Raw genomic sequence first — 12520 nt, 5'->3', positions numbered from 1 at the left:
ATGCCCGGCCTCCACTTGAAATTATAGAATAAGCTCGCAAAGAGCATATAAAAGGGAAAGGTGCCTATGGCAGGCAACGCGGTCAGTTCGCAACGATCGCGCGCGCAAAGCGCGTCGTCACTCATTTACGATCCACGCATACGCGGAATTTTTTATCAGGTTCTGACAGTCGTCATCCTGACCGCCTTCGTCTGGATCATCGTGACGAATACGATCACAAATCTTCAACGGTCAAACATTTCGTCCGGCTTCGGCTTCCTCAATGGAAGAGCCGGCTTCGATATCGGCCAGTCGCTGATCGCTTACACCAGCGATGCGACCTATGGCCGGGCATTGCTCGTTGGTATTCTCAACACAATTCAGGTCGCATTTTTCGGCATCATCGCCGCGTCGATCATCGGTTTCATCGTCGGTATCGCCCGGCTGTCCAACAACTGGCTAATCTCGAAGCTGGCGCAGGCCTATGTGGAAATCTTCCGCAACATCCCGCCCCTGCTCGTCATCTTCTTCTGGTACAAGGGCGTCATCTCCGTTCTGCCGCAGGCCCGCGATTCGCTGCAGCTTCCACTTGGAACCTACCTCAACAATCGCGGCTTCTTCTTTCCAAAGCCTCTCTGGGGCGAAGGGACGTGGCTGATACCGCTCGCTTTCGTGGTCGCCATCGTCATCAGCGTCTTCATTTATCGCTGGGCGAAGGCCAGGCAGGAAAGAACCGGCGAGCAGTTCCGCACCGGCATCACCGCAACACTTCTCATCATCGGCCTTCCGGCTGCGACATTCCTCGCGCTCGGCTCACCCCTGACATTCGATTACCCGATTGCCGGGCGGTTCAACCTTGCGGGCGGTTCGGTCGTCGCACCTGAATTCATGTCGCTGTTTCTGGCGCTCTCCTTCTACACCGCTTCCTTTATCGCCGAGATCGTTCGCGGCGGCATCAAGGCCGTGGCAAAAGGGCAGACCGAGGCAGCGGAGGCATTGGGTCTTCGCGCCAGCACGACGACACGTCTGATCGTCGTTCCTCAGGCGATGCGCATCATCATCCCGCCGCTGACAAGCCAGTATCTCAACCTGACCAAGAACTCATCGCTCGCGGTCGCGGTCGGTTTCGCCGACATCGTCTCCGTTGGCGGCACGATCCTGAACCAGACGGGACAGGCGGTCGAAGTTGTCGCTATCTGGCTCGTTCTTTATCTCTCGCTGTCCATTCTCACGGCCGTGGTCATGAACTGGTTGAACGCGAAAATGGCCCTGGTGGAGAGATAATAGATGACGATCAGCAATCACGCGTTCGTGCGCCACACCATTGAAGAAGCCAAACCCGCGCCTTCAAGCGCGGTTGGTATCAGCCATTGGCTGCGCACTAAACTTTTCGCCACGCCGAAGGACACCGTCCTTACGGTTCTTGCCATCGCGTTCCTCGCCTATCTTTTGCCACCAATCTTCAAGTGGCTGTTCGTAGACGCGGTATGGACCGGTACGGATCGCATCGCCTGCCTCACCGCCTCCCAGGGCGGTGCGCTGGCCGATGGCCAGTCCGGCGCATGCTGGGCCTTCGTTTCGGCGAAGTTCGGCCAGATCATGTTCGGCCGTTACCCGATCGATGAACGCTGGCGTCCTATCCTTGTGATGGTCATGTTCACCATCCTCCTGGTGCCAATGCTCATTCCGAAAGCGCCGTTCAAGCGGCTCAATGCGCTGGCGCTTTTCATCATCCTGCCAGTCATTGCGTTTTTCCTCCTCATCGGCGGCGTCTTCGGCCTGCCGGTGGTGGAAACGCAGCTCTGGGGCGGCCTGATGGTTACCCTGATCCTGTCTTTCTTCGGAATTGCAGTGTCCCTGCCCTTCGGCATTCTTCTGGCGCTTGGCCGCCGGTCGAACCTGCCGGTAATCAAAATGCTGTGCGTGCTTTTCATCGAAGTTATCAGAGGTATTCCTCTGATCACCGTCCTGTTCTTCGCCAGCATCATGTTGCCGCTGTTCCTTCCCGACGGTTGGACCTTCGACAAGTTCCTGCGCGCTCTGGTCGGCGTGTCGCTCTTCTCGTCCGCCTATATGGCGGAGGTGATCCGTGGCGGCTTGCAGGCCATCCCGAAGGGGCAATATGAAGGGGCAGACTCGCTCGGCCTGAACTATTGGCAGAAAACCCGGCTGATCGTGCTGCCGCAGGCGCTGAAGCTCGTCATTCCGGGCATCGTCAACACCTTCATCGGTCTTTTCAAGGACACGTCGCTGGTCTCGATCATCGGCATGTTTGACCTGCTTGGCATTGTCACACTCAACCAATCGGATGCGAACTGGGCGACACCTGTCACCGCAATGACGGGCTATATTTTCGCCGGGTTCATATTCTGGATATTCTGCTTCGGCATGTCGCGTTATTCGCTGTTCATGGAACGGCACCTCGACACCGGGCATAAACGATAAGGGACGCTCAAAATGGCAGAAACCCAAACAAAAAAACTGGCCGTTTCGACAACGGACGTGGCAATCGAACTCGTCGGCATGAACAAGTGGTATGGCGACTTCCACGTCCTGCGCGACATCAACCTGAAGGTGATGAAGGGCGAGCGTATCGTCATCGCCGGTCCTTCGGGATCGGGCAAATCGACCATGATCCGCTGCATCAACCGGCTGGAAGAACATCAGTCGGGCACGATCAACGTCGACGGTATCGAACTCACCAACGATCTGAAGAAGATCGATGAGGTGCGTCGTGAAGTCGGCATGGTGTTCCAGCACTTCAACCTCTTCCCGCATTTGACGATTCTGGAAAACTGCACGCTGGCGCCAATCTGGGTTCGCAAGATGCCCAAAAAGGAAGCCGAAGAAGTGGCGATGCACTATCTGAAGCGCGTCAAGATCCCCGAACAGGCGCATAAATACCCTGGCCAGCTCTCCGGCGGTCAGCAGCAGCGCGTGGCAATCGCCCGCTCGCTGTGCATGAAGCCGAAGATCATGCTGTTTGACGAGCCGACCTCGGCGCTTGACCCGGAAATGGTCAAGGAAGTGCTTGATACCATGGTCAGCCTTGCCGAAGACGGCATGACGATGCTGTGCGTGACCCACGAAATGGGCTTTGCCCGCCAGGTCGCAAACCGCGTCATCTTCATGGACCAGGGCCAGATCGTCGAACAGAATTCGCCTGCCGAATTCTTCGACAATCCCCAGCACGAGCGCACGAGGCTGTTCCTCAGCCAGATCCTGCACTGAGACGCTGCAATCAGCTAACATCATGGAACGGGGCCATTTCGGCCCCGTTTTCATTTGACGACAACCTCTCCACGCTCGACCTCATCCATGGGCTTGTCCTAAGGATCTAAGTAACAAAATCGAGCGGTTGCAGATCTCGGGAAAAACCCAAGGGTGACGCCGGAATGTTTGGCAAGGTTCGCCATTCATTTTGATGGCTTCTTTCGCACCATAAGCCCCGTTGAGTGAATCACCGGCCCCGGCAAATCGTCGTCTCACGTCGTTCTTCATCCGCGAGAAGCACTGAAACTGCCAAGCCGACCTCGGTTTAACCATTTGTTACGAAACGGAAATCCTTGTTTTCCAAGGGTTCTGACAGCCAATGTCATTTTTTTGTCAAATCATGCATTTTTCCGCTTGCGGACCACGGGGAGCCTGACTATAAGGGCGCCACACCACAAGCGCACGCGCCCTTCGTCTATCGGTTAGGACGTCAGATTTTCATTCTGAAAAGAGGGGTTCGACTCCCCTAGGGCGTGCCACTTGCCTTCGTGTTTCCCCCTTCGAAAATATAAAGCAGCTTCGCAGATAGCGAATTCGTCACGCGTGATCGATGCGCCGGAACCGATTCCCGGGCGATACGTTAGAGTGCTGTCCCCCCGATGGAAGGCGAGCCGGATGAATCGCCAGCGGGCAAATCGACCGGCTTGCCTTTCCCCTTCCAGCCAAATCACATCGTCGGTTCTTTCTGGCGGGCAGCAGATGCCAGCTAAGGGTTGGAAAACCACGCCCCGAGGCCTTCCACGAGTCATGAAGGCATTGCCGGCGCGCAGTGATAGCGGCGAAATTTCAAGGCCTTGGCCAGTGCCGGCGCAGTTTTCCACAGCCGGTCCGGCCTCCATAAAAAAACTCGCCACGAAGCGGAAAAAATCAATTTTTCCGCTTGCGGAGCAACGGGAGCCTGACTATAAGGGCGCCACACCACAAGCGCACGCGCCCTTCGTCTATCGGTTAGGACGTCAGATTTTCATTCTGAAAAGAGGGGTTCGACTCCCCTAGGGCGTGCCACTTGCTTCTCCTTGAAAATCAGTATTATGCGTTCAAATCTTCACGTGATGTGTGAGATAGAGAATTCACGCCGTTTCCGGCCGTCCTTCAGCTTTTCCCGTAAAATCAAGCCTCGATCTGTGCCGACTGTCAGGGCGCGAAAGCCGCGTCCAGAACACGCAGCTGCACACGCCTCTGGCCCTGCCAGAGATCGGCACCCACGGTGCCTGCCACGTGGATGGACCTGCCACGCGCATTCAGCAGCATCTGCCCCAGAGGGGCCTCTGCGGCGCGGAATGCGATGCCGTCCAGCCGTGAGCCATCCATGGCCTCCAGCGTGATCTTGACGTGGGAGGTGCCGACCAGACGCACATCGCGCAGCCGGTGGGCAGGCACGGCAAAAATGGGCTGAGAATGGCCGGAGCCATAAGGACCAGCCTGTTCCAGCTGATCGACAAGCTGCAGGGTCGCACCAGACGCGCCGATTGCGCCGTCGATCTTCAGCACGCTGCTTTCCACCAGCTCGCTCACCGTCTTTGCGGCGGCTTCCTCGAAGAAGGTCCGGAGTTTGCCGAGATTGGCGCGTTCCACCGTCAGGCCCGCGGCCATGGCGTGACCGCCACCCTTGACCAGCAGGCCGGCATCCACAGCGGCGCGGACCATTCTGCCCATATCGAAACCATTGATCGAGCGGCCGGAGCCTGTGCCCTTGCCAGAGGGATCGAAAGCGATTGCAAAGGCCGGGCGGCGGAAACGGTCCTTGAGGCGTGAGGCAAGCAGGCCAACGATCCCCGGATGCCAGTTTTCCCGTGCGGTAACGATGACGCCAGCGCCAGACCCGTCGCCATACTCATAAAGCGCTTCCGCTTCGGCTTCCGCCAGCATCACGGCTTCCATCGCCTGTCGCTCGCGGTTCAGCTCATCCAGCTTTTCGGCAATCACGTCGGCCTGTGACGAGTCGTCGAGTGTAAGCAGACGGCTACCCAGTGCGGCATCGCCAATACGGCCACCGGCATTGATGCGTGGCCCGATCAGGAAACCGAAATGATACGGTGTCACCGGCCCGCCCAACCCCGCCTTTCTGAACAGCGCCGCCAGCCCGGCATTGTTCATATGGCGCGCGGCAATCAACCCCTTTACTACATAGGCGCGGTTCAGCCCCTTCAAAGGCACCACGTCGCATACGGTTGCGAGTGCGACTATATCCAGCAGCGCCAGCAGATCGATCGTGAACGCCTGTCTGTTGCGCCTGTCCTTCAACAGCCTGAGGGTGGCGACCAGAACCAGAAATACCACGCCTGCGGCGCAGAGATGCCCCTGCCCCGAAAGATCGTCTTCGCGGTTGGGATTGACCAGCGCCACCGCCGGCGGCAGTTCCGAACCGACCTGGTGGTGATCGATCACCACCACATCTGTTCCCGCATCCTTTGCGGCATTCAGAGATTCATGGCTGGTGGAGCCGCAATCGACCGTCACGATCAGGGTCGCGCCATTGGCGGCAAGCTGCTGCATCGCCGCCGGGTTCGGCCCATAACCCTCGAAAATACGATCTGGAATATAGATTTCCGGCGTCAGCCCGAAATGTGCGAGAAACCGATACATCAGCGCGGAAGACGCGGCGCCATCGACGTCATAATCGCCGAAGATCGCCACCTTCTCGCCGGTCTCGATGGCGCGGACCAGCCTTTCGGCAGCCTTTTCGCAATCGGTCAGCACATGCGGGTCGGGCATCAATGAGCGAATGGTCGGATCGAGGAAAGCGAGAGCCTCATCCACCCCCACCCCTCGCCCGGCCAGCACCCGGGCAATCAGTTCGGGAATGGCATGGATCTGGGACATGGCCAGCGCACGGTTCTGTGCGGCCTGATCCAGCCGCGAAACCCAACGTTGCTCTGTCGCCGACCGCTCCACGCTTAGAAATGCGCGGGCCACGGTATCGGCCGGCTCCATCATTGCCATCCTGTCCATCGTCCTGTCATGCGAATGCGTATCCGCGCCTTGTCATGACAACGGGCTAAATGGCGATGGCGCCTTTTTCAAGCAAAAACGCCCGTATGAGGTTTCACACCGAGAAAATCGAGAAAAACGGGCTGACGATCGATACCGCGCCGACCAGCAGCAACAGGGAAAACACCGCAAGTGAACACCAGTTGCGCTCATATTCAGCAATATCGAATTCCATGCCTCGAATATTGTCGTTGGCATTGTGAGGCCGCGCCCGATGATGGGCGGCCAGAACGCTTTCGCGCTTACTGTCCTTGAAAAGGATAATCGATGTCACAGCCACGCCTCCCTCGCTTGGTAACATGATTAACCATAGAGCCGAATCGCGTTGTTTTCCAGCGGTTCTGAGGCGATCCCCTCAAATTTTATGGCGGCTTATCCGGTGGTCGCCAAAACGGGTTTCGGGAGAAAAAAGACCGCGCCTCCATGTGGTGGCGCGGCCCTCAAATTCAGAAAAATCGTAAAGCGTCTCAGGTCCGCTCGATGCGGATGACCTGCGGTTCGCTGACCAGATATTTCTCGTTCTTGATCGCCTTGACGGCCTTGCGGATCGCATCTTCCATCGTCGCGTGGGTCACGAGGATAATCGTCTGCGGCGCGCCTTCCACATGCACGCGCTGGCGCTGCACAATGGATTCCAGCGAGATGTTGTTATCCGCCATGCGGGTAGCGATGGAGGCGAAGACGCCCGCCTGGTCCTTCACCGTCAGCCGGATGAAATAGCCGCCTTCATGGCTCTTCATCTTGGCGCGACGATAATCGGTCAGCGACTTCGCCGGACGGCCGAGCACCGGAACCTGCTGGGCACCGGGACGGCTCTTGGCGATATCGGCGATGTCACCGAGCACGGCAGAGGCCGTGGCATTGCCGCCCGCCCCTGGGCCAACCATCAGAAGTTCGCCAAGAATATCGGACTCGATCGCCACCGCATTGGTAACGCCATCAACCTGCGCGATAACGGAATCGAGCGGCACCATGGTCGGATGCACCCGCTGCTCGATACCGGATTCGGTCACCTGCGCCACGCCGAGAAGCTTGATGCGATAACCGAGCTCGGCGGCCGCCTGAATGTCCTCGCTGGAGATGTTGGTGATGCCTTCGAGATAGATGTCGTCGGCCGAAATCTTGTTGCCGAAGGCAAGCGTCGTCAGAATGGCGAGCTTGTGGGCGGTGTCGTTACCCTCGATATCGAAGGCCGGATCGGCTTCGGCATAACCCAGCCGCTGCGCTTCTTTCAAACAGACCTCGAACGACAGCCCTTCCTTCTCCATCTTGGTCAGGATGTAGTTGCAGGTGCCGTTCATGATACCGTAGATGCGCGACACGTTGTTGCCGGTGAGAGATTCACGCAGCGCCTTGATGACGGGAATACCGCCGGCCACAGCCGCTTCGAAATTGAGAAGCGCACCCTTGTCTTCGGCAATCGTCGCCAGCTCGACGCCGTGCTTGGCAAGCAGCGCCTTGTTAGCTGTCACCACATGGAGACCGCGCGAAAGTGCTGCGCGCACAGCTTTTTCCGCCTGGCCGGAAGCACCGCCGACCAGTTCCACCAACACGTCGATATCGGCTTCGTTTGCAAGCTGCTCCGGCGTATCGAACCAGGTAATACCCTTGAGATCGATGCCGCGGTCACGCGAACGGTCGCGCGCGCTCACTGCAATAATCTCAATCGCGCGTCCGCAGGTAATCGCAAGTTCGTTGCTTCTCTGCTGGAGGATGCGCACGAGCGAAGCGCCGACAGTGCCGAGCCCCGCTATGCCGATTCTCAATGAATCTGCCATGGGTATGTTCCTGATTTGCTGGTGATGGTGACGGCCGGGGCCCGGCCGCCTTCGGTTGCCCTTATCTGTGGGCATTGAGCGAAACGACATTGTGCATCGTTTCGTCAGCACTCGACAGGAAACGCTTCAGATTGCGCGCTGCCTGACGAATTCGATGCTCGTTTTCAACGAGCGCGAGGCGGACGTAATCATCGCCCATTTCGCCGAAGCCGATGCCGGGAGCAACGGCAATGTCTGCCTTCTCAACCAGAAGCTTGGAAAACTCCAGGCTGCCGAGATGGCGGAACTTTTCCGGGATCTTCGCCCAGGCGAACATCGTTGCCGCCGGCGGTGGAACTTCGAAGCCCGCCTTGCCGAACGTATCGACCATGACGTCGCGACGGCGGCGATAAACGCTGCGTACTTCCGCGATGTCGGAGCCGTCGCCGTTCAGCGCGTGCGTCGCCGCAACCTGGATCGGCGTGAAGGCACCGTAGTCGAGATAGGACTTCACGCGGGTCAGCGCCGCGATCAGCCGCTCGTTGCCAACGGCAAAGCCCATGCGCCAGCCGGGCATGGAGAAGGTCTTCGACATGGAGGTGAATTCCACCGCAACGTCGATTGCACCGGGAACTTCGAGAACCGAAGGCGGCGGATTGTTGTCGTCGAAATAGATTTCCGAATAGGCAAGGTCGGAAAGCACGATGATTTCGTGCTTCTTCGCAAATGCGATCACGTCCTTGTAGAAATCGAGCGAGGCAACGTGCGCCGTCGGGTTCGACGGATAGTTGACGATCAGCGCCAGCGGCTTCGGAATGGAGTGGCGCACCGCCCGCTCCAGAGGCCCGAAGAAGCTCTCGTCCGGCTCCACATTCATGGAACGGATAACGCCGCCCGCCATCAGGAAGCCGAAAGCGTGGATCGGATAGGTGGGGTTCGGACACAGGATCACGTCACCAGGCGCGGTGATGGCCTGCGCCATATTGGCGAAACCTTCCTTGGAACCAAGGGTCGCGACGACCTGCGTATCGGGGTTCAGCTTCACGCCGAACCGGCGGGCATAATAACCAGCCTGCGCGCGGCGAAGGCCGGGAATGCCCTTGGACGAGGAATAGCGATGGGTGCGAGGGTCCTGAACGACTTCGCACAGCTTGTCGACGATCGCCTTGGGGGTCGGAAGGTCGGGATTGCCCATGCCGAGATCGATGATATCGGCCCCGGCCGCTCGCGCGCTCGCTTTCAAACGGTTGACCTGTTCGAAGACGTATTGCGGCAGACGCCGGACCTTATGAAACTCTTCCATCACTTTCCTCATGGAAATGGACTGGTTCTGCCGGCCCATAACGAAGTTCGTTCTTGTTGTTAAACGCCGCCGACACGAACCGATCCGGCGGGCGCTATTCATTGTACCGCAAAGCACAAGAAAACCTACAGCGGTTTTCTCGGTCCACGCGGCATCGCGATCATCCGCCTTGTGGCTCCGGCGCGGCCTTTTCAGACCACAGGCATGTCGAATTGCGCAATGTAATCAGGAAACCTGCATAACGCCAGATTCTTGGAAATTGCAAGGCAGACCATGGTCAAGAACGGCCATTCCGGCCGTTCAGTCACGCTCGCCCTTCACAATTGCCGCGCGGATGACGGAAAGCACCCGCTCCGGCTTGATATCGGTGCAGATGAGCTGGCTCGGATGCCCGTCCCAGTCGCCCGGCGGAAAGGCGCGGCCATCCGGCTTCTGAATGGTCTGGCCATCGGCAAGCCCGCCGCAGACGACGCGTATAGGGCCGCTGCGGGTCTCGAACAGTTCGGGCGCAACAAGGTAAACGCAGGCGCAGCTGTCATGCACCACCATGCCATCGCCGGTGCGGGTCTTGTAGAAATCGATGTAGAATTGCGACAGATCGGAAAGCAGCTGCACCGGCTTGCCGCCCGCCTCTGCCATCTCGGCCATGAAGGCGCTGGTCATCACCGTTTTCGTCGTCACGTCCAGGCCGACGACGACCACGCGCCAGGGCGCGGTGAAGACGAGATCGGCCGCTTCCGGATCACCGTGAATATTGGCCTCGGCCGCCGGGGACACATTGCCGTTGATATCGAAGGCGCCGCCCATGACGATCACCTGCTTCACCAATGCCGCAAAATCCGGCTCTTCGCGCAGCGCCAAGGCCAGATTGGTCATGCGACCAACAGCGATCAGCGTCACCTCGCCGGGATTGGCCTTGACCGTCTCGATAATAAAGCGATGCGCGGGACGCGGATCGAGCGGCAGATCGATGGTCTCTGGAATATCGATATCGCCGAGACCGTTTTCGCCATGGATGAAAGTCGGCCAGTGGCCTTCCTTGCGGGCCGGATCGAAGGTCACGCCCGCACCTTTCGCTACCGGCGCCGTCATCTGCCATTCCCGTTTCAGGAAGAGCGCATTGCGGGTGGTGATGTCGATGGGCGCGTTGCCGAAGACGGTGGTGACGCCGATCAGATCGATATCGGGGTGACGGTGCAGGAAAAGAAGCGCCATGGCATCATCTACACCGGGGTCCGTATCGAATATCACTTTATGCATAATGCCCTCATCCTGATGTCTCGTCATCGCCGCGTCTGGCGGTGCGCCACGGAAACATAACCATAAGCGGCAACACCGCAATCCCCCTGCCCGTCCCGGATCGGAGAGAAAAATATTGCGTGGCGATCTTTTCGGTGAAAGAAGAGGCCCTCTCCCTTAAGCCCGCCTGGACATGCCAAGTGCAAGACATCGCCCTCAACGTTTTCCTCGTTCTTTTCTGCGTCGCCATTTTTGCCGGATTTATCGATTCCATCGCCGGCGGCGGCGGTCTCATCACTATCCCGGCCATGCTGATCATGGGAATTCCACCGCTCGATACGCTCGGCACCAACAAGCTGCAATCGCAGTTCGGCTCGGCGTCGGCCACCATTGCCTATGCCCGCCGCGGCCATGTCAATCTGAGGGAACAATTGCCGATGGCGATCATGGCGATGGTCGGCGGCGGACTCGGTGCTTTCACCGCCGCCTTCGTGCCGTCAGACCTCCTGCGCACCATCATGCCCTTTCTGCTGATCGCGATTGCTCTGTATTTCGCCTTCAAGCCGCAGCTCAGCGATATCGACAGCCATCGCCGCATCACGCCTTTCGTGTTCGGCCTCACCGCCGCACCGCTCGTGGGTTTCTATGATGGCGTTTTCGGCCCCGGCGCGGGTTCCTTCTACATGCTTGCCTTCGTGGGGCTTGCCGGCTTCGGCATGCTGAAGGCAACCGCCCATACCAAGCTTCTGAACCTGGGTTCGAATTTCGGCGGCTTTGTTGTTTTTGCGGCTGGAGGCGCGGTTCTCTGGAAGCTTGGCATCGCCATGGGCATCGGCCAGTTCGTCGGCGCGCAGATCGGATCGCGTTTCGCGATGAAAAACGGCGCGAAGATCATCCGCCCGCTTTTGGTTCTTTCCTGTCTGGCAATGGCGACGAAGCTTCTTGCGGATGCATCATCCGCATGGTCAATCGCCACGATCTGGGAAACCATCTTCCCGAAATGACAGGAAAAGGACACGGCTCGACGCTTGCGTTCGGACCGTGAATTTATGCCGTGGCGCGACGGCGCCTACGATCGGCGATTTCGCGGATGACCACCATTGCGCCAACCAGCTTGTAGTTGGAGGAATAGCAGGGCGACATTTCAAGCGATTTTACGATCGTATGGCCGTCGTGATCTTCGGCATAGGTGTATTTCGACGTACCGCCCTTGAAGCAATTGTCGAGCCTCTCCCGCAGATCGTTCTGAAAACGGTGCACTCCGACAAGCTCGGCGATATGACATCCCAAAGGCCCTTCCGGCGTATTGCGCGGAAAAGCATCGATCCCATTGGAGAATGATACCCGATAACCGGGAGAGACGACGACCACGGGCTCGTCGAGGTCGTTCAGCATATCCTCATCGAGAATGAGATGGCGGTGGTGCCACTCCAGGATGTCCTCGTCCTCGTCGCCGATCACCTTTGCCTTGAGCGGCATGCCGACATAGCGGTCGACCAGCGTTCTCAAAAGATCGGAATTGCGCTGCACGCAGCCGAGGTCTTCCGCCTCGTGATTGAGGAGGTCGATGGCGAAACGGAATTGCTCACGAATGTCCTCGGAACTGCCGGTCTTACGCCCGATGACCCGATCAAGCAGCAGCTCCAGTTCACGCTCCAGCACTGCGATCTTGTCGGCCTCGTTCTTACCAACCGCTGATTGCAGTTCCGTATAACGCAGCCAGAACAGCTCAATCAAATCTTTCAACCCAACTCTCCCTGAACGGGCAGACAGCCCGCTCCCAATCCGAATGGATAGACACTTATCCCCTCATTGTAGCGTCTGTGCATTAAAAAATGACGTAACGACACGCAGGACCGCCGCAGGGATTAATCTCTAAAATATCATAGCTACTGCTATTTTTTCAATTTCGATAATCCATGAACGAAAAATAAGGTTCCACTAATAAGTAAAAATACTTAAAAACGCAATTTTACGG

General features: G+C 58.1%; 10 protein-coding genes and 2 tRNA genes. 6 read left to right on the top strand and 6 right to left on the bottom strand.

The genetic code is table 11. The features are described from left to right. Window positions 1–66: 66 nt before the first annotated feature. The 5 genes from ACQZ63_RS18925 (at window position 67) to ACQZ63_RS18905 (ending at window position 4257) form a co-directional block, all read left to right on the top strand. A complete protein-coding gene (locus ACQZ63_RS18925; protein WP_003515368.1) occupies window positions 67–1263 on the top strand; it encodes an amino acid ABC transporter permease in 1197 nt (398 codons plus the stop codon). A gap of 3 nt (window positions 1264–1266) precedes the next feature. Next, complete coding sequence (locus tag ACQZ63_RS18920) at window positions 1267–2424, top strand: amino acid ABC transporter permease (RefSeq protein ID WP_013636194.1); 1158 nt, start codon at window positions 1267–1269, stop codon at window positions 2422–2424. A gap of 12 nt (window positions 2425–2436) precedes the next feature. Then, complete coding sequence (locus ACQZ63_RS18915) at window positions 2437–3210, top strand: amino acid ABC transporter ATP-binding protein (protein WP_003515372.1); 774 nt, start codon at window positions 2437–2439, stop codon at window positions 3208–3210. Between the two features lie 446 nt (window positions 3211–3656). Beyond that, window positions 3657–3731 (top strand) — tRNA-Glu (locus tag ACQZ63_RS18910). A gap of 451 nt (window positions 3732–4182) precedes the next feature. After that, window positions 4183–4257, top strand: a tRNA-Glu gene (locus ACQZ63_RS18905). A 129-nt stretch (window positions 4258–4386) separates the two neighbouring features. On the opposite strand, the gene recJ is transcribed toward ACQZ63_RS18905, so the two are convergent. From recJ to ACQZ63_RS18880, 5 genes are all read right to left on the bottom strand, one after another. Then, complete coding sequence (gene recJ, locus ACQZ63_RS18900) at window positions 4387–6195, bottom strand: single-stranded-DNA-specific exonuclease RecJ (RefSeq protein WP_111804861.1); 1809 nt, start codon at window positions 6193–6195, stop codon at window positions 4387–4389. 103 nt (window positions 6196–6298) lie between these two features. Next, a complete protein-coding gene (locus ACQZ63_RS18895; RefSeq protein WP_025593517.1) occupies window positions 6299–6523 on the bottom strand; it encodes a hypothetical protein in 225 nt (74 codons plus the stop codon). 187 nt (window positions 6524–6710) lie between these two features. After that, window positions 6711–8021, bottom strand: a complete 1311-nt coding sequence (locus ACQZ63_RS18890; protein WP_003515377.1) for a homoserine dehydrogenase — start codon at window positions 8019–8021, stop codon at window positions 6711–6713. Window positions 8022–8082: 61 nt separating this feature from the next. Further along, complete coding sequence (locus tag ACQZ63_RS18885) at window positions 8083–9303, bottom strand: LL-diaminopimelate aminotransferase (RefSeq protein WP_003515379.1); 1221 nt, start codon at window positions 9301–9303, stop codon at window positions 8083–8085. 300 nt (window positions 9304–9603) lie between these two features. Then, window positions 9604–10563: a nucleoside hydrolase gene (locus ACQZ63_RS18880; RefSeq protein ID WP_019566228.1), complete on the bottom strand. Its 960-nt coding sequence runs from the start codon at window positions 10561–10563 to the stop codon at window positions 9604–9606. Window positions 10564–10742: 179 nt separating this feature from the next. On the opposite strand from ACQZ63_RS18880, the gene ACQZ63_RS18875 reads away from it, so the two are divergent. Then, the gene (locus ACQZ63_RS18875; RefSeq protein ID WP_065661546.1) at window positions 10743–11546 is read left to right on the top strand and encodes a TSUP family transporter; all 804 of its coding nucleotides are present in this window, start codon (window positions 10743–10745) and stop codon (window positions 11544–11546) included. A 43-nt stretch (window positions 11547–11589) separates the two neighbouring features. On the opposite strand, the gene ACQZ63_RS18870 is transcribed toward ACQZ63_RS18875, so the two are convergent. After that, a complete protein-coding gene (locus tag ACQZ63_RS18870) occupies window positions 11590–12288 on the bottom strand; it encodes a hypothetical protein (RefSeq protein ID WP_013636202.1) in 699 nt (232 codons plus the stop codon). Window positions 12289–12520 lie beyond the last annotated feature (232 nt).

The organism is Agrobacterium sp. CG160-95 (assembly GCF_053521725.1).
The sequence above is the reverse complement of the archived record's forward strand: the minus strand, read 5'-3'. Positions and strand labels throughout refer to the sequence as shown.

What these genes read in the sequence shown, in the direction of transcription:
- ACQZ63_RS18915 (WP_003515372.1), top strand. Translation starts at nt 2,437, where the DNA reads ATGGCAGAAACCCAAACAAAAAAACTGGCCGTTTCGACAACGGACGTG.
- ACQZ63_RS18925 (WP_003515368.1), top strand. Translation starts at nt 67, where the DNA reads ATGGCAGGCAACGCGGTCAGTTCGCAACGATCGCGCGCGCAAAGCGCG.
- ACQZ63_RS18890 (WP_003515377.1), bottom strand. Translation starts at nt 8,021, where the DNA reads ATGGCAGATTCATTGAGAATCGGCATAGCGGGGCTCGGCACTGTCGGC.
- ACQZ63_RS18880 (WP_019566228.1), bottom strand. Translation starts at nt 10,563, where the DNA reads ATGCATAAAGTGATATTCGATACGGACCCCGGTGTAGATGATGCCATG.
- recJ (WP_111804861.1), bottom strand. Translation starts at nt 6,195, where the DNA reads ATGGCAATGATGGAGCCGGCCGATACCGTGGCCCGCGCATTTCTAAGC.
- ACQZ63_RS18920 (WP_013636194.1), top strand. Translation starts at nt 1,267, where the DNA reads ATGACGATCAGCAATCACGCGTTCGTGCGCCACACCATTGAAGAAGCC.
- ACQZ63_RS18885 (WP_003515379.1), bottom strand. Translation starts at nt 9,303, where the DNA reads ATGGAAGAGTTTCATAAGGTCCGGCGTCTGCCGCAATACGTCTTCGAA.